The sequence below is a fragment of the Variovorax sp. Soil_C_12 genome, assembly GCF_057657375.1.
In genome coordinates this window covers 566039-581158 of sequence record NZ_JBDGIO010000002.1, presented here as the reverse complement: position 1 = coordinate 581158, position 15120 = coordinate 566039, and the positions used below count along the sequence as shown (strand labels likewise).

The window sequence follows — 15120 nt, the reverse complement described above, 5'->3', positions numbered from 1 at the left end:
GTGGTCGCTGCCCCCCGAGGGGGCGTTTTTCATCTTGGGGCGGCCCGGCGATGAAAAAGACCGACAACAAGGACCGCCAGTTCGCCACCACCCTCGCCAACGGCATCGACCTGCTGCTGTGCTTTCACGCCGGCGAGCCGAGCCTGGCCAACAAGGACTTTGCGGAACGCACGGGGCTCTCCAGGCCCACCGTGGCCCGCCTGACGCACACGCTGACGCTGCTGGGCTACCTGCGGCGGGACCCGGCCACGGCCCGATACCGGCTCGGTGCTGCGGTGCTGGGCCTGAGCCACCCCCTGCTGGCCAGCATGCGCATCCGCCCGGTTGCGCGGCCGATGATGGAAACCCTGGCGCGCGAGATCGAGGGCGCCGTCTCACTGGGCCTGCGGCACCGCATCCACATGGTCTACGTCGAGACCGCGCGCGACAGCGAGGATTTCGTGGTGACGCCCGACATCGGCGCGCCGATCCCGATGCTGGCCACCGCGATGGGGCGTGCCTGGCTGGCCCGCGCCACGGCTGAAGACCGCCGTTCGCTGCTGAACCAGATACGGGTCGCCGCGCCAGCCGAGTTCGAGCGCTACGCCGCGGCAGTGACCCTGGCCCGGGAAGAACTGGCGAGCGACGGCTTCTGCAGCGCACGGGCCGACTGGCAGCCCAACCGCCATGGCTTTGCCGTACCGCTGCAGGGATGGGTGGATGGCACGCAGTTCGTGCTGAACTGCGCGGTGGCGTCGAAGCGCGGCGGGTTTGCGCAGATGCGCCGGGAGATCGGGCCGCGGCTCGTCACGCTGGCGCACAGCGTCGAGTTCGCGCTCGGCCTGCGATAGCCACGATCGCTGCGGCGTTCAGGATATCGAAACACGAGTTGCGGCAAATGGACCGCTGCAACGAGACTTCGAACCATGCAATCCGTCGAACACCCCACCGCCATCGCGCAAACGCCGCCGCCTGCCGCCCAGGGGCCGCTGGCCGGCATCCGCATCCTGGACATGGCCACCGTGATCGCGGCGCCGTTCTCGGCCTCCCTGTGCGCCGACCTGGGGGCCGAGGTCGTCAAGCTGGAGCTGCCGGAGGGCAACGACCCCTTGCGCTCCCTGTCGCCGACCACGCCGGAGCACGCGCTGTTCTGGAAGGTCTCGAACCGCGGCAAGAAGGGCGTGTCGCTCGACGTGCGCAAGCCCGAAGGCCGCGCGCTGTTCCTCCGGCTGATCGAGTCCTTCGACGTGCTGGTCGAGAACTTTCGCACCGGCACGCTCGACAAGTGGGGGCTGGATGCGGCGACGCTGTGGTCGGTCAACCCGAAGCTGATCATCCTGCGCGTCACCGGCTTCGGCCAGACCGGACCTTATGCGCAACGCCCGGGCTTCGCCCGCATCTTCGAGGCGATGAGCGGCTTCGCCCACCTGACCGGCGAGAGCGGCCGCAGTCCGCAGCACATGAACTACCCGCTCGGGGATGTGATCGCGGGCTTGTTCGGTGCCTTCTCCATCGCCACCGCGATTGCGGAACGGCACCGCCACCCCGACGCGCCGGGCCGCGAGATCGACCTCGCGGCGACCGAGGCCATGTTCCGGCTGCTGGAGGCGCTGCCGGTCGAGCACGAGTTGCTGGGGCAGGCGCGCAGCCGTTCCGGCAGCCGGGCCACCTACACCGCACCCTCCAACATGTACCGCACCGCGGACGATCAATGGGTGACGCTGGTGGGCTCCTCCGAGCCCATCTTCAAGCGCATCTGCCAGGCCATGGAGCAGCCCGCGCTGGCAAACGATCCGCGCTTCGCCACCACGCCGGACCGCGTTCGCAACATCGACGAGATCGACGCGATCGTCGCCGCGTGGTGCGCGTCCCGGACGCTGGCCGAACTGTCCGAGGCCCTGACGCGCGGGGGCGTGCCCTACAGCAAGGTCTATGCGGTCGATGACGTGATCGCCGATCCGCACTTCATTGCCCGCGAAGCCGTCATCCGCCTGCCCGATCCGGACCTGGGTTCTCTGCCGGCGCCCATGATCGTGCCGCGCTTCTCGGGCTTCAAACCCGCTGCGCCGCGCACCGGGCCGGCCGCGGGCGAACACAACGCGGAGATCTACGGCGCACTGGGCCTTCCCGGCGATGAACTGGACAGGCTCCGGCGCGACGGGGTGATTTGAAAGCCCGATGGCGCCGGAGACTTGGGGTTAGCATCGGCAAGGAGACACGCAGTCAGGAAACCAATGCGGATATTGCTCGTCGAGGATGACCGGGTGCTGGCCGACGCGCTGTCGCGGGCGTTGGTGCAGTCCGCCCATGCCGTCGACGTCGTCTCCACCGGCGAGGAGGCCGACCACGCACTCGCCGCCGGCAGCTACGACCTCGCCATCCTGGACATCGGCTTGCCCGGGCTGAGCGGACTGGATGTGCTGAAGCGCCTGCGGGCGCGCAAGTCCACCATGCCCGTGCTGATGCTCACTGCCTTCGACACCCTCGCCGACCGCGTCCGCGGGCTCGACCTGGGCGCCGACGACTACCTCGCCAAGCCCTTCGACCTGCCGGAACTCGAGGCGCGCGTGCGGGCGCTGCTGCGCCGCAGTACCCAGTCCACGCCCCACCTCGAGCATGGCCGGCTGCGCTTCGACACCGTGGGCCGCCGCGTGTTCCACGACAAGCGGCCGCTGGAACTGTCGCCGCGCGAGCTCGCGCTGCTCGAACTGCTGCTGATGCGCGCGGGGCGTGTCGTGAGCAAGGAGCAGATGGTCAATCACCTCTATGGCTGGGGCGACGAGGTCGGCGACAACGCGATCGAAGTCAATGTCTACAGGCTGCGCAAGAAGCTGGAGCCGCTCGGCTGCGAGATCCGCACCGTGCGCGGCATGGGCTACCTGATCGACAGCAGCGATGCGGAGGTCTGAGCCGCGGCTGCAGCGCAAGCTGCTGGCGTGGCTGCTCGGGCCGCTGGCCGTGCTGCTGGTGCTCGATACCGCCGCCGCCTACTGGAGCTCGTGGCGCTTCTCCAACCTCGCCTACGACCGCGCGCTGCACGAGATCGGACGCGAGATCGCGCTGCATGTGAAGCTCGACGGAACGCGGCCCCGGCTCGAACTCTCGGAGGCCGCGGCCAACATCCTGGTCGTGGATCAGGAAGACCAGCTCTTCTTTCGCGTTCTCGGCGACGATGGCGCCGATCTGGGCGGCGATCCGCAGCTGCCTGCGCCGCGCACGCGCAAGCCCGCCAAGCCGGACTTCTACGGCGACACGGTGCGCGGCGAGCCCGTGCGGATGATGGTGGCCTCGATGCCCATCGGCCCGGACGCCGGGCCGCCGCTGGTCCTGGTGCAGGTGGCCGAGACGCTCAACAAGCGGGAGCGCCTGGCCTGGGAAATGGTGGCCAACGTGGTGCTGCCGCAGCTGCTCCTGATCGTCATGGCGACGGCCGTGGTCTGGTTCGGCGTTTCGCGCGGGCTCGAGCCGCTGCAGCGCCTGCGGCGTGCCGTGTCGGACCGCTCGCACCTGGACCTGAGCCCGATCGACACCCACGACGTTCCAGGCGAGGTGCGGCCGCTGGTGGACGAGGTCAACGAGCTGATGGCACGCCTGGGGCGCACCTTCGATTTCCAGAACCGCTTCGTGGCCGATGCCGCGCACCAGCTGAAGACGCCGGTCAGCGGCCTGAAGGTCCAGATCGAGCTGGCGCTGCGGGAGAGCGATCCGCAGCGGGTGCGCCATTCGCTCGCGCAGCTCTATGTCAGCGCCGACCGGCTGTCGAGGCTGGTGCGCCAGCTGCTTTCGCTGGCCCGCAACGAGCCCGGCGCGCTCGACTCCATGCAGCTGCAGCCGCTGGACCTGAATGCCCACGCCCTGGAGGTGAGCATGGAGTGGGCGCCGCAGGCGATCAAGCGCAACATCGACCTGGGCTTCGAAGGTGCCGATCATCCGCTGATGATCGACGCCGACCGGGACCGCCTGCGCGAGCTGGTCAACAACCTGATCGACAACGCGATCCGCTACAGCCAGCCGGGCGGCCGGGTGACCGTGCAGGCCGGCCAGATCGGAAGCGACCAGTGCCGCCTGGCCATCAGCGACGACGGCCCCCGTATCCCGGTGGAGGAGCGCGCCCGCATCTTCGAGCGCTTTCACCGCCTGCTCGGGACGCAGGAGGATGGCAGCGGCCTCGGGCTCGCCATCGTCAGCGAAATCGCCACCCTGCACGGCGCGCGCATCACGCTAGAGGAAGACGCCGACGGCGTGGGCAACACCTTCAGCGTCTTCTTCCCCTTGCGCGCCGCCTGATCGGCGCAGGCGCTCTGTCAGCTTGCTGACAGCTTGCGGACATCCGGCTGTCAGCCGGCCGGCAGAAAGGTGACAGCACAGGTCTCTACGCTCGCGGGTGGCGAAACCGAAGTGGTTTCGAACCCCCCAACCAAGGAGACACCGTGTCGTTTTTGTCGAGTCCCGAATTCTGGATCGCCCTGTCGCAGATCATCCTGATCAACATCGTCCTGAGCGGCGACAACGCCGTCGTGATCGCGATGGCCTCGCGCTCGCTGCCACCCGCCCAGCAGAAGAAGGCGATCATCTTCGGTAGCGTCGGCGCCATCGTGCTGCGCGTGATCCTCACCTTCTTCGCCGTCTATCTGCTGACCCTGCCCTACCTCAAACTCGTGGGCGCAGCGCTACTGCTCTGGATCGGCGTGGGCCTGCTCCAGGGCGAGGACGACGAGGAAGGCATCGAAGGCCACGCCGGCCTGGCGGCGGCCATCAAGACCATCGTGCTGGCCGACCTGGTCATGAGCCTGGACAACGTCGTCGGCGTCGCTGCTGCAGCGAAGGGCAATGTTCCGCTGCTCGTCTTCGGTCTGGTGATCAGCATTCCCCTGATCATCTTCGGCAGCACCCTGATCCTGAAACTGATGGATCGATTCCCGGTCATCATCGTGCTCGGTGCCGCCCTGCTCGGCTGGGTGGCCGGCGAGATGGCGATCACGGATCCGGCCATCGCCGGCTGGGCCGCCGAACGTCACACGCTGCACACGGTGGTCCCTGCGCTCGGTGCCATGTCGGTGGTGGCGATCGGCAAGTGGCTGGGCACCCGCAGCGCACAGCGCCGCGAACAACTGCAGGCAGCGGCCAAGAAGCAACCCGCCGTCTGAGGGTGCCCGCATGACGCGAATCCTGGTTCCCATCGACCCGGATCAGCCCGCTCGAACGCGCTCGGCCATCGAACAGGTACTGCGCATGCGCCGTAGCGAGCAGGTGAGCATTCGCCTGCTGCGGGTACAGCCCAAGGTCTCGGGTCATGTCGCGATGCTCTTCGACCCGCGTGAGCTGCTCGACTTGCAGCTGGACGCAGGCGCCGAGGATCTGCAGTACGCGCAGAAACTGCTCGACCTGGCCGGCGTGCCCTACACCAGCACCGTGCTGGTAGGGCGCACGGCCGAGACGATTGCCGTGGCCGCTCGCGACTACGGCTGCAACCGCATCGTCTTCGGCCGCGACGAGCCCGGCCTGGCGGGAACGATCTTCGGCTCGCTGGCGCAGCAAGTGCGCCAGCACCTGGGTGCGAACGGAGACCCCCAGGTCATCGGCTCCTGAACGAGAAGTGCCGGTTGGGCCGCGACGCTCAACCCGGCTCGCCTTCCCCGTGAAGCCGGATGATCAGCGAGCGCAGCCATGCGTTCGCAGGATCCTTGTTGTAGCGGCCATGCCAGAAGAGGTTGATCGCGATCTCGGGCAGCTTGGCCGGATGGCGGACGTAGGACAACCCGAAGGGCTCCGCCAAGGCCTGGGCGAGCCGCTCTGGAACGGTGGCCACCAGGTCGGAGTCATGCAGGATATGCCCCACCGCGACGTAGTGCGGCACGGTCAGGACGATCTTGCGGGCAATGCTCCTGCGCCGTAGAAGCTCGTCCGCCCTGCCGTGGCCGGTGCCCTCCGAGACCACGATGACATGCTCGGCTGCCGAGAATTCGCGCAGCGATATTTCCCGCTTGTCGAGCGCATGGCCGCGCCGGAACATGCAGACGTAGTGCTGCTTGAAGAGCCGGCGCTCGAAGTAGCCGACCTTCAGCTGCGGCAACAGGCCGATGGCCAGGCTCACGTGGCCCGCTTCCATCTCGTCGCGAAGGTTGACTGCCGCATTGCGAACCGTGCTGAGCGAAACACGGGGCGCAATGCGCGCCAGCTCCTTCATGAGCTTGGGCAGGAAGTAGATCTCCCCGATGTCCGTCATGCCGACGGTGAAGGCACGTGTCGAGGTCGCCGGGTCGAAGGACGCCTGCTGATTGATCGCGGCATGGATGACCTGCAGCGCACGCGCGGTCGGTTCGGCCAGCTGCTCGGCGAACGGCGTCGGCTCCATGCCCTTGGGCGTTCGCAGGAACAAGGGGTCGTCGGTGAGCCTGCGCAGACGCGCCAGGGCATTGCTGACGCCAGGCTGCGACAGCCCGAGGTTCTCGGCCACCTTCGAGACCCGGCGGTCGATGAGCAGCTGGTTGAAGACAACCAGCAGGTTGAGGTCGATGTCCTTGAGCTCCATGCCCGCTCCACATTCGCGAAATCAATCTGCACTATTGCCCACATTCTATTGATCGATGACAGGGGAATCGCGATGATTCGAGTACCCCACGACGTGGCGACAGCACACAGGAGACAAGACATGGATGACGCAACGGCCGTCTTTCCCAAGCAGATCCATTGGGAAAGCCAGGGCACCAGCCGCATACCGTTCATGGCCTACACCGAGGCCGACCAGCATCGCCGGGAGCTCGAGCGCCTCTTCTACCGCGGCCATTGGTGCTACGTCGGCCTGGAGGCCGAGATCCCGAACGCCGGCGATTTCAAGCGCACGGTGATCGGCGAGCGCTCGGTGATCATGGTGCGCGATGCCGAGGGCAGCATCAACGTCGTCGAGAACGTGTGCGCCCATCGCGGCATGCAGTTCTGCCGCGAGCGGCACGGCAACCGCAAGGACGGCGGCTTTACCTGCCCCTACCACCAGTGGAACTACACCCTCAAGGGCGACCTGCAGGGCGTGCCCTTCCGCCGCGGCGTCAAGCAGGACGGCAAGGTCAACGGCGGGATGCCGGCCGACTTCAAGACGGCCGAGCACGGCCTCAACAAGCTGAAGGTGGCGACGCGCGGTGGGGTGGTCTTCGCGTCCTTCGACCCGGAGGTCGAGTCGCTCGAGGACTTCATGGGCCCGGCGATCCTCGGCTACTTCGATCGCCTGTTCAACGGCCGCAAGCTGAAGATCCTGGGCTACAACCGCCAGCGCATCCCCGGCAACTGGAAGCTGATGCAGGAGAACATCAAGGACCCCTACCACCCGGGCCTGCTGCACACCTGGTTCGTGACCTTCGGGCTCTGGCGCGCGGATAACAAGTCGGAGCTCAAGATGGACCGGCACCACCGGCACGCCGCCATGATCTCGACCCGCGGCACGAGCGGCAAGGCCGACCAGGTCACGCAGGTCTCCAGCTTCAAGGAGAGCATGCAGCTCAACGACGACCGCTTCCTGGACATCGTGCCCGAGCCCTGGTGGGGGGGCCCCACCGCGGTGATGATGACGCTGTTCCCGAGCGTGATCTTCCAGCAGCAGGTCAACAGTGTCTCGACCCGGCACATCCAGCCGAGCGGCCCGGGCAACTTCGACTTCGTCTGGACGCACTTCGGCTTCGAGGACGACGACGAGGCCATGACGCAGCGGCGCCTGCGCCAGGCCAACCTCTTCGGACCGGCGGGCTTCGTGTCGGCGGACGACGGCGAGGTGATCGAGCTGTCGCAGAAGGGCTTCGAGCAGAAGCCGTTCCATCGCACGCTGGCCGAGCTGGGTGGGCGCGAGGTCGGCGACACCGACCACATGGTCACCGAAACGCTCATCCGCGGCATGTACGAGTACTGGCGCAAGGTCATGGAGGCTTGAGCGATGGACTTCCAGGATTACTTCGAGCTGAACCAGCTCTACGCCAACTACGCCAGCGCCGTGAGCTCCGGCGAGTGGGAGCTCTGGCCGGAGTTCTTCACCGAGGACTGCACCTACCGGCTGCAGCCGCGCGAGAACTACGAGCGGGGCTTTCCGCTGGCCACGCTGTCCTTCGAAAGCAAGGGCATGCTGAAGGATCGGGTATACGGCATCCGGGAGACGCTGTTCCACGACCCGTACTACCAGCGCAACGTCACCGGCGCGCCGGTGATTCGCAAGGCCGAAGCTGGGCGCTGCGAATGCGAGGCCAACTACGCGGTGTTTCGCACCAAGCTCTCCGAGCTGTCCTCGGTCTTCAACGTCGGGCGGTACATCGACGTCGTCGTGCGTACCGAGCAGGGACTGAAGTTCGCCTCTCGCCTCGTCATCTACGACAGCGAGATGATCCCCAACTCCGTCATCTATCCGATCTGAGGACCGCCATGAGTGATTTGCAATGGACCGATGCCGCGCCGGTCGACGATGTTCCGGCGGACGACGTGATCGGCATCCTCGTGGACGGCCATGACGTGGCGCTGTACAGCGTCGACGGCCAGATCTTCGCGACCGACAACATCTGCACGCACGGGCATGCGCGCCTGTGCGAGGGCTTCCTGGAAGGTCACGAGATCGAGTGCCCTCTGCACCAGGGCAAGTTCGATGTCCGCAATGGGCAGCCGAGCTGCGCGCCGGTGACCGAGGCGATCAAGTCGTATCCGGTCAGGATCGAAGCCGGCCGCGTGTTCCTCGCGCTGGACTGATCCCCGCTTTCCCTTGGCAGTGCTCCGCGGATGCGCCGCGGTGCGGCCGCCGCATGCCCATCAGAAATTCAGGAGACATCGATGCGCCAGATAGACGTGCACGCGCTTGCAGACAAGGCGCGCTTCAACCGCTTCCACGGCCTGGTGCTGTTCTGGAGCGCCCTCATCATCATCTTCGACGGCTATGACCTCGCGGTCGTCGGCATCGCGCTGCCCGCGATCATGCAGAGCATGAACGTCGCCCCCACGAACGCGGGCCTGATGGTGAGCTCGGCGCTGTTCGGCATGATGTTCGGCAACATCATCCTCGGGACGATCGCCGACAGGATCGGAAGGCGCTGGGCCGTCGTCATCTGTGTCGCGCTGTTCAGCGTCTTCACGGCTGCCGCGGGCATGACCAACGATCCGGTGGTGTTCAGCATCTTGCGCTTCATCGCAGGCATCGGCATCGGCGGCGTGATGCCCAACGTCGTGGCCCAGATGACCGAGTACTCGCCGCTGCGCATCCGCAGCATGATGGTCACGCTGATGTTCAGCGGCTACTCCGTCGGCGGCATGCTGGCAGCGCTGGTGGGCAAGGGAATGATCGAGCGCTTTGGCTGGCCGTCCGTCTTCCTCGTGGCCGGCCTGCCGGTCCTGCTCATCCCTTTCATCTTCCGCTCCTTTCCCGAGTCCATGCCCTTCCTCATCAGGAAGAGGCGCTTCGAAGAGCTGCGGGACATCGCCTCGCGCCTGGAGCCTGGCTACAAGCCCGAAGCGAGCGACCGATTCGCCCTGCCCCAGGAAGACAGGGCGGACAACGCGCCGATCCGGCACCTCTTCCATGAAGGCCGCGGCTTCAGCACTTTCATGTTCTGGCTCTCGTTCCTGATGTGCCTCTTCATGGTGTACGCGCTCAGTTCGTGGCTCACCAAGCTGATGGCGAGCGCAGGCTTCAGCCTGGGGTCGGCCCTGACCTTCGTGCTGGTGCTGAACTTCGGCGCCATGATCGGCGCGATCGGCGGCGGGTGGCTGTCCGATCGCTTCCCCATCAAGCACGTGCTGATCGGGATGTATGTGCTGGCTGCGATCTCCATCACGCTGCTGGGCCAGCCGCTGCCCACGCCGGTGCTGTTCGCGATGGTCGGTCTCGCCGGCGCCACGACCATCGGCACGCAGATCGTGAACCTGGCCTACGTCGGCCAGTTCTATCCGATGGCGGTGCGCAGCACGGGCATCGGCTGGGCCTTGGGCGTGGGACGCATCGGCGCATTGCTCGCACCGATCGTGATCGGTACGCTGGTGGGCATGGCGCTTCCTCTGCAACAGAACTTCGTCGCGATTGCCATCCCGGCCGTGATCGCCGCGGTGGCCACCTTTTTCATCAACCACCGCCGCTCGGCATCGTCGCACCGTGAGGATGTCGACGCGACGATCGCCGACGCGGTGCCCGCCAAATGAACACAGAAACCATCGTCATCGTGGGTGCCGGCCAGGCCGGCGGCTGGGCTGCACAGACGCTGCGCAACGAAGGTTTCAAGGGCAGGATCGTCCTGATCGGCGACGAGCCGCATCGCCCCTACGAACGCCCGCCCTTGTCCAAGGCGGTGCTTGCGGGCGAGGCGCACTCGGACAGCACCAGCCTGGTCAAGCCGGAAGCCTTCGACCTGCTCGACATCGACTGGCGGCCGAAGGTCACTGCAACCCGCATCGACAGGCCGGCCAGGCTGCTTCACCTGGCCCAGGGCGAGCCGGTGCACTACGACAAGCTGATCCTGTGCAACGGCGGTCGGGCGCGCCGGCTGGATGTTCCGGGCGCGGACCTGCCAGGCGTCCACATGCTGCGCAGCATCGAGGATGCGGCGGCGCTGGGCGCGGCCCTGTCGGCCGGCAAGCACCTGCTCATCGTGGGCGGCGGGTGGATCGGGCTCGAAGTGGCCGCGACCGCGCGGAAGAAGGGCATGCAGGTGACCGTGGTCGAGGCACTGCCCCGGCTGTGCGAGCGCACCGTTCCGGCGCTGATCTCCGACTACCTGCTGCGGCTGCACCGCTCGCACGGCGTCGAGGTCGTGCTCGGCACGGGCGTCCAGCAGTTCGCACGCACGCCCGCAGGCAGCCTGTGCGCCACGCTCGGCGACGGACGCGAGATCGCCTGCGATGCGGTGCTCGTCGGCATCGGCCTGGTGGCCAACGACGAGCTCGCGCGCGAAGCCGGCCTGGCATGCGAAGGGGGCGTGCTGGTCGATGGGCAGTGCCGCTCGTCGGACGCCGAGATCCTGGCCGCCGGCGACGTCGCGGCCTGGCATTGCGAATGGGCGGGCCGGCGCATGCGGCTCGAGTCCTGGCAAAACGCCCAGGAGCAGGGAATCGCCGCTGCGCGCGCCGCGCTCGGCATCGAGGTACACCACCAGCCGCTGCCGTGGTTCTGGTCGGACCAGTACGACATCAACCTGCAGATCTTCGGCATGCCTGCGCCGTCGCATCGGGTCGTCGTGCGGGGTGACCCGGACACCCACAGCTTCGTCGCCTTCTTCCTCGACGAGGACAAGGTCGTCGCGGCACTGGGGCCCAATTCCGCCAAGGACCTGCGCTTCGCCCGGCGGCTCATCGAGCGCCGCACCAGCGTCGACCCGGAGCGGCTCGCGGACTTGCAGGTGCCGCTCGCCAAACTTTGACGCCGGTTCATACGAAGCTGTCGGCAACCCACATCAGCCATCGACGGTCTCTGGAAGCTTCGCAATCACCTTGATCTCGAACTGGAAGCCATAGAGCCACGTCACGCCGATGCCCGTCAGCGTCGGGTGCGGCGCGTTGCCCCAATACTCCGGCACCACCTTCCAGATCGTTTCGAAGGTCGATTCGGGATCGACGATAAAGACGGTCACGTCGACCACATCGTCGAACGTGCAGCCTGCAGCCGCCAGGATCGCGTTGAGATTGTCGAATGCGAGCCGGACCTGCGCCTCCAGTTCGGGCTCGGGCGAGCCGTCCGGGCGGCTGCCGACCTGCCCCGAAACGAACAGGAAGCCGTTGGACCGGATCGCCGGCGAATAGCGATTCTTCTCGTAGAGCGCCTGGCGGCCGGCCGGAAAAACGACGTCACGCTTGGCCATGGATTTCCTTCTTTCCTGTAGGGGTCGAATCGACCCGGTGATGACGATGAAGGGACTTTAGGAACGCTTGGCTTCCGGATCAACGAGCAAGGCCAACAATCACAATTTGCAGAACCCAAACAATCCTCGAGGCCTCTGGAGCAGAGATGGACCGTTTCGATGCGATGCAGGCATTCGCCCGCGTGGTGGAAGCACGCAGCTTCACCAAGGCGGCGGAGACCCTTCACATGAGCAAGACCAGCGTGACGCAACTGGTGCAGCAGCTGGAAGCGCGGCTGCGCGTCAAGCTGCTCAACCGGACCACGCGCAAGGTCAACGTCACCGCCGACGGCGCGGCCTACTACGAGCGCGTGGTGCGCCTGCTGGCCGACATGGACGATGCCGAGACCAGCCTCTCGAGCGCCTCGGCGTCGCCCAGGGGCCGGCTGCGGGTGGATGTGCCCAGCCCGCTGGCTCGCATGATCCTGGTGCCGGCATTGCCCGCATTTCACGCGCACTACCCCGACATCCAGCTCCACATGGGCGTGAGCGATCGCATGGTGGACCTGATCGGCGAGAACGTGGACTGCGTCGTGCGCGGCGGCGAGCTCACCGACCCCTCGTTGATGGCGCGCCGCGTGGGCGACCTGCAGCTCGGGGTTTACGCGTCGCCGAGCTACCTGGAGCACGCCGGCACTCCCTCGCACCCATGGGAGCTGGAAGACACGCATCACCGCATCGTGGGCTTCCTGGGGTCGAGCACCGGCAAGATCTTTCCGTACGTCATGCAACGCGACGGCGAGCGCATCGAAGGGCAAGGCCGCTACGCATTCGCGGTCGACGACGGCAATGCCTACCTCGCGGCCGGCCTGGCCGGCCTGGCCGGCCTGGGAATCCTCTGGCTGCCGGACTACATGGCCAAGCCGCACCTGGCATGTGGCGAGCTGGTGCCCCTGTTCGAGGGCTGGCGCCTCGATCCGATGCCGCTGTACGTGGCGTTTCCGCCCAACCGGCATGTCAGCGCCAAGCTGCGGGCGTTCATCGATTGGGTCGCCGACCTGATGGCACGACACGCGCCTGTCATGGTTCGAAGCAAGGCGTGACGCCTCACACCGCTGGCATCCAATACAGCAAACCTTGAACGGCGGTCGCCACGCGCGAGAAAGCCTAGCCCTCTGCCTTTTGCGGCTCAGGTTCTCAGAACCAGTTTCCGGAGACCGGCGGATTCGGCCGTTCCTGGTGACCCTCGACGAGCTCCCCGCAGACCACACCCTCGAATTGAGCACGCGCGTGAATGGCCAGCAAGTGCAGCATGCGCGAACCGATCAGATGATCTTCTCTTTGGCGGGGAGGAGCGCAAGAATGCGGCTGCCCGACCCGGAGAACCCCATGACTTCTTCTTCTACATCGTCTCTCGTCGTCACCGGTGTCGAAGCCCGTGCCGTCAACGTGCCGCTGGAATACCCGGTGCGCACGAGCGTGGGCGTCATCGCGACGTCGCCATTGGTGCTGATCGACCTGCAGACCGACGGCGGCGTGACCGGACGAGCCTACCTCTTCACCTACACGCCGCTGGCACTCGAGGCGATGCGCCAACTGGTCCTGGCCTTCGCCGGGGTGTTGAAAGGCAGGCCGCTCGCGCCCTTCGACTTCGATCAGTTGCTGGCGCAAAGGCTGCGGCTGCTCGGCCGCACCGGCCTGGCGCAGATGGCCTGCGCCGGGCTGGACATGGCCGCCTGGGATGCGCTTGCCGTCGCGCGCGGACTGCCGCTGGTCGAGCTGCTGGGCGGCACGCGCCGCGCAGTCCCGGCTTACGACAGTCACGGCATGGACGGCGAGGCGTTGGGTGCGCAGCGCGCCGCCCTTGCGCGCGACCAGGGCTTCGCGGCCATCAAGACCAAGATCGGCTACCCCACGCTGGCGGAGGACCTGCGCATCGTGCGTGCGCTGCGCCAGGCGATCGGTCCGGATATGGCGCTGATGGTGGACTGCAACCAGGGCCTCTCGGTGCCGGAGGCGATGCGCCGCATCCAGGCCCTGGAGGACGAAGGCATCGCCTGGGTCGAGGAGCCGACGCTGCAGGAAGACTACGCCGGCCATGCACGCATCCGCGAGAAGTCGCGCCTGCCGATCCAGATGGGCGAGAACTGGTGCAGCCCCGACGAGATGGCGAGGGCGCTCGACGCGCGTGCCTGCGACCTCGCGATGCCCGACGTGATGAAGATCGGCGGCGTGACCGGCTGGCTGCGCGCCGCGGCACTGGCGCAACAACGGGGCGTGCCGATGTCGAGCCACATCTTCCAGGAGATCAGCGTGCATCTGCTCGCGGTGACACCGACCGCGCACTGGCTGGAGCGCATGGACCTGGCCAGCCCGGTGCTCGCGCGTCCGCTGGCCTTCGCCGACGGCTGTGCGCGGCCGGGCGAGGAGCCCGGCACGGGCATCGCCTGGAACGAGGAGGCGGTCGCGCGCTTCGCCGCTTGAGGCGTCGCTATTCTGAAAGCGCCCTCGACAACTCCCCGCCCCGCGCGTACGCCGCGCGCACTGCATCGAAGATCGCCCGCGGCGTCTCCCTGGCATCCAGCACGGCCAGAGCAGCTTCCGTCGTGCCACGCCTCGATGTCACGCGGGATCGCAAGTCACCGAAGGGCTCACCGAGCCCGGCCTGCTCGACGGCCCCTGCCGCCGTCCTGAGCACCAGATCCCGTGCGGTCGCCGGGTCGAAGCCGATCGCCTCGGCGGCTGCCTGGAACGCTTCCAGGAAGTGGAACACGTAGGCAGGCCCGCTGCCGCTCACGGCCGTGACGGCGTCCAGGCGCTCATCGCTCTCGACCCAGAAGCAATGGCCCGTGGCCGCGAGCACGGCGGCGGCCAGCTGCCGGTCTGCCTCGGAAACGCCCTCGGCGGCGACCATGCCGGTGACGCCCGCGCCCACGAGCGCAGCCGTGTTCGGCATGGCACGGACGACACGTTGGCTCTGCAGCCATTGGCTCAGCGTCTTCAAGGGCAGCCCCGCCGCGATGCTGACATGCAGCGCGGTCCCGAGGTGCATGCGCGCCTCCTGGATCGCCTGGCGAAGCACCTGCGGCTTGACGGCCCAGACCACCAGTTCGGCGGCGGCCAGCTGCGCATCGGCGCGCGCCGCGGTCCGGACCGCGAAGGTCTGCTCGAGGTGATCTCTTCGATCCGGCGTCGGCTCGATGACCAGGATCGAGGAACCGTGCTGCCCTGCCCTCAGCAACCCCGCGATCATGGCCGATGCCATCTGCCCGCCGCCGATGAATGCCAGCGTTGGCCGGGACTGCGTTGATGATGGGGAGCTCATGGCTTCACTTTCTTGACTTGGATCGAT

16 protein-coding genes and 1 pseudogene are annotated in these 15120 nt (G+C 67.1%); 14 read left to right on the top strand and 3 right to left on the bottom strand.

The genetic code is table 11. The features are described from left to right. Window positions 1–50 precede the first annotated feature (50 nt). The 6 genes from AC3A6X_RS07755 (at window position 51) to AC3A6X_RS07730 (ending at window position 5568) form a co-directional block, all read left to right on the top strand. A complete protein-coding gene (locus AC3A6X_RS07755; RefSeq protein ID WP_487841631.1) occupies window positions 51–830 on the top strand; it encodes an IclR family transcriptional regulator in 780 nt (259 codons plus the stop codon). Between the two features lie 75 nt (window positions 831–905). After that, on the top strand, window positions 906–2150 hold the full coding sequence (locus AC3A6X_RS07750; protein ID WP_487841630.1) for a CaiB/BaiF CoA transferase family protein: 1245 nt from the start codon (window positions 906–908) through the stop codon (window positions 2148–2150). Between the two features lie 63 nt (window positions 2151–2213). Continuing rightward, window positions 2214–2888, top strand: a complete 675-nt coding sequence (locus AC3A6X_RS07745) for a response regulator transcription factor (RefSeq protein ID WP_106556288.1) — start codon at window positions 2214–2216, stop codon at window positions 2886–2888. Next, window positions 2875–4266: a sensor histidine kinase gene (locus tag AC3A6X_RS07740; RefSeq protein WP_487841629.1), complete on the top strand. Its 1392-nt coding sequence runs from the start codon at window positions 2875–2877 to the stop codon at window positions 4264–4266. The genes AC3A6X_RS07745 and AC3A6X_RS07740 overlap by 14 nt, the downstream gene beginning before the upstream one ends. Window positions 4267–4409: 143 nt before the next feature. Further along, window positions 4410–5126: a TerC family protein gene (locus tag AC3A6X_RS07735; protein WP_487841628.1), complete on the top strand. Its 717-nt coding sequence runs from the start codon at window positions 4410–4412 to the stop codon at window positions 5124–5126. A 10-nt stretch (window positions 5127–5136) separates the two neighbouring features. Next, the gene (locus AC3A6X_RS07730; protein ID WP_309962607.1) at window positions 5137–5568 is read left to right on the top strand and encodes a universal stress protein; all 432 of its coding nucleotides are present in this window, start codon (window positions 5137–5139) and stop codon (window positions 5566–5568) included. Between the two features lie 28 nt (window positions 5569–5596). On the opposite strand, the gene AC3A6X_RS07725 is transcribed toward AC3A6X_RS07730, so the two are convergent. Further along, the gene (locus AC3A6X_RS07725) at window positions 5597–6511 is read right to left on the bottom strand and encodes a LysR family transcriptional regulator (protein WP_487841627.1); all 915 of its coding nucleotides are present in this window, start codon (window positions 6509–6511) and stop codon (window positions 5597–5599) included. A 120-nt stretch (window positions 6512–6631) separates the two neighbouring features. On the opposite strand from AC3A6X_RS07725, the gene AC3A6X_RS07720 reads away from it, so the two are divergent. The 5 genes from AC3A6X_RS07720 (at window position 6632) to AC3A6X_RS07700 (ending at window position 11351) form a co-directional block, all read left to right on the top strand. Next, window positions 6632–7897 (top strand): aromatic ring-hydroxylating dioxygenase subunit alpha, encoded by a 1266-nt coding sequence (locus AC3A6X_RS07720; RefSeq protein WP_487841626.1) that lies wholly within the window; start codon window positions 6632–6634, stop codon window positions 7895–7897. Between the two features lie 3 nt (window positions 7898–7900). After that, window positions 7901–8371 (top strand): aromatic-ring-hydroxylating dioxygenase subunit beta, encoded by a 471-nt coding sequence (locus AC3A6X_RS07715; RefSeq protein ID WP_487841625.1) that lies wholly within the window; start codon window positions 7901–7903, stop codon window positions 8369–8371. Window positions 8372–8379: 8 nt separating this feature from the next. Then, window positions 8380–8697 carry a non-heme iron oxygenase ferredoxin subunit gene (locus AC3A6X_RS07710; protein WP_487841624.1) on the top strand — a complete coding sequence of 106 codons (318 nt, stop codon included), beginning with the start codon at window positions 8380–8382 and terminating at the stop codon, window positions 8695–8697. An 81-nt stretch (window positions 8698–8778) separates the two neighbouring features. Next, window positions 8779–10137 (top strand): MFS transporter, encoded by a 1359-nt coding sequence (locus AC3A6X_RS07705; RefSeq protein WP_487841623.1) that lies wholly within the window; start codon window positions 8779–8781, stop codon window positions 10135–10137. Continuing rightward, window positions 10134–11351: an NAD(P)/FAD-dependent oxidoreductase gene (locus AC3A6X_RS07700; protein ID WP_487841622.1), complete on the top strand. Its 1218-nt coding sequence runs from the start codon at window positions 10134–10136 to the stop codon at window positions 11349–11351. The genes AC3A6X_RS07705 and AC3A6X_RS07700 overlap by 4 nt, the downstream gene beginning before the upstream one ends. Before the next feature lie 33 nt (window positions 11352–11384). On the opposite strand, the gene AC3A6X_RS07695 is transcribed toward AC3A6X_RS07700, so the two are convergent. After that, the gene (locus AC3A6X_RS07695) at window positions 11385–11789 is read right to left on the bottom strand and encodes a RidA family protein (RefSeq protein WP_487841621.1); all 405 of its coding nucleotides are present in this window, start codon (window positions 11787–11789) and stop codon (window positions 11385–11387) included. 146 nt (window positions 11790–11935) lie between these two features. On the opposite strand from AC3A6X_RS07695, the gene AC3A6X_RS07690 reads away from it, so the two are divergent. The 3 genes and pseudogenes from AC3A6X_RS07690 to AC3A6X_RS07680 all read left to right on the top strand — a co-directional run bounded on the left by AC3A6X_RS07690 (window position 11936) and on the right by AC3A6X_RS07680 (window position 14252). Then, window positions 11936–12871 carry a LysR family transcriptional regulator gene (locus AC3A6X_RS07690; protein WP_487841620.1) on the top strand — a complete coding sequence of 312 codons (936 nt, stop codon included), beginning with the start codon at window positions 11936–11938 and terminating at the stop codon, window positions 12869–12871. Between the two features lie 136 nt (window positions 12872–13007). Further along, window positions 13008–13103, top strand: a pseudogene (locus tag AC3A6X_RS07685) (hypothetical protein); the annotation flags it as partial. A gap of 54 nt (window positions 13104–13157) precedes the next feature. Continuing rightward, window positions 13158–14252, top strand: coding sequence for an enolase C-terminal domain-like protein (locus tag AC3A6X_RS07680; protein WP_487841804.1), 1095 nt, complete (start codon window positions 13158–13160; stop codon window positions 14250–14252). Between the two features lie 7 nt (window positions 14253–14259). On the opposite strand, the gene proC is transcribed toward AC3A6X_RS07680, so the two are convergent. Beyond that, window positions 14260–15093 (bottom strand): pyrroline-5-carboxylate reductase, encoded by an 834-nt coding sequence (gene proC, locus AC3A6X_RS07675; protein WP_487841619.1) that lies wholly within the window; start codon window positions 15091–15093, stop codon window positions 14260–14262. Between the last annotated feature and the right edge of the window lie 27 nt (window positions 15094–15120).

Excerpts from the sequence above, each read along its gene's own strand:
- AC3A6X_RS07755 (WP_487841631.1), top strand. The coding sequence starts at position 51 with ATGAAAAAGACCGACAACAAGGACCGCCAGTTCGCCACCACCCTCGCC.
- AC3A6X_RS07750 (WP_487841630.1), top strand. The coding sequence starts at position 906 with ATGCAATCCGTCGAACACCCCACCGCCATCGCGCAAACGCCGCCGCCT.
- AC3A6X_RS07745 (WP_106556288.1), top strand. The coding sequence starts at position 2,214 with ATGCGGATATTGCTCGTCGAGGATGACCGGGTGCTGGCCGACGCGCTG.
- AC3A6X_RS07740 (WP_487841629.1), top strand. The coding sequence starts at position 2,875 with ATGCGGAGGTCTGAGCCGCGGCTGCAGCGCAAGCTGCTGGCGTGGCTG.
- AC3A6X_RS07730 (WP_309962607.1), top strand. The coding sequence starts at position 5,137 with ATGACGCGAATCCTGGTTCCCATCGACCCGGATCAGCCCGCTCGAACG.
- AC3A6X_RS07725 (WP_487841627.1), bottom strand. The coding sequence starts at position 6,511 with ATGGAGCTCAAGGACATCGACCTCAACCTGCTGGTTGTCTTCAACCAG.
- AC3A6X_RS07720 (WP_487841626.1), top strand. The coding sequence starts at position 6,632 with ATGGATGACGCAACGGCCGTCTTTCCCAAGCAGATCCATTGGGAAAGC.
- AC3A6X_RS07715 (WP_487841625.1), top strand. The coding sequence starts at position 7,901 with ATGGACTTCCAGGATTACTTCGAGCTGAACCAGCTCTACGCCAACTAC.
- AC3A6X_RS07710 (WP_487841624.1), top strand. The coding sequence starts at position 8,380 with ATGAGTGATTTGCAATGGACCGATGCCGCGCCGGTCGACGATGTTCCG.
- AC3A6X_RS07705 (WP_487841623.1), top strand. The coding sequence starts at position 8,779 with ATGCGCCAGATAGACGTGCACGCGCTTGCAGACAAGGCGCGCTTCAAC.
- AC3A6X_RS07700 (WP_487841622.1), top strand. The coding sequence starts at position 10,134 with ATGAACACAGAAACCATCGTCATCGTGGGTGCCGGCCAGGCCGGCGGC.
- AC3A6X_RS07695 (WP_487841621.1), bottom strand. The coding sequence starts at position 11,789 with ATGGCCAAGCGTGACGTCGTTTTTCCGGCCGGCCGCCAGGCGCTCTAC.
- AC3A6X_RS07690 (WP_487841620.1), top strand. The coding sequence starts at position 11,936 with ATGGACCGTTTCGATGCGATGCAGGCATTCGCCCGCGTGGTGGAAGCA.
- AC3A6X_RS07680 (WP_487841804.1), top strand. The coding sequence starts at position 13,158 with ATGACTTCTTCTTCTACATCGTCTCTCGTCGTCACCGGTGTCGAAGCC.
- proC (WP_487841619.1), bottom strand. The coding sequence starts at position 15,093 with ATGAGCTCCCCATCATCAACGCAGTCCCGGCCAACGCTGGCATTCATC.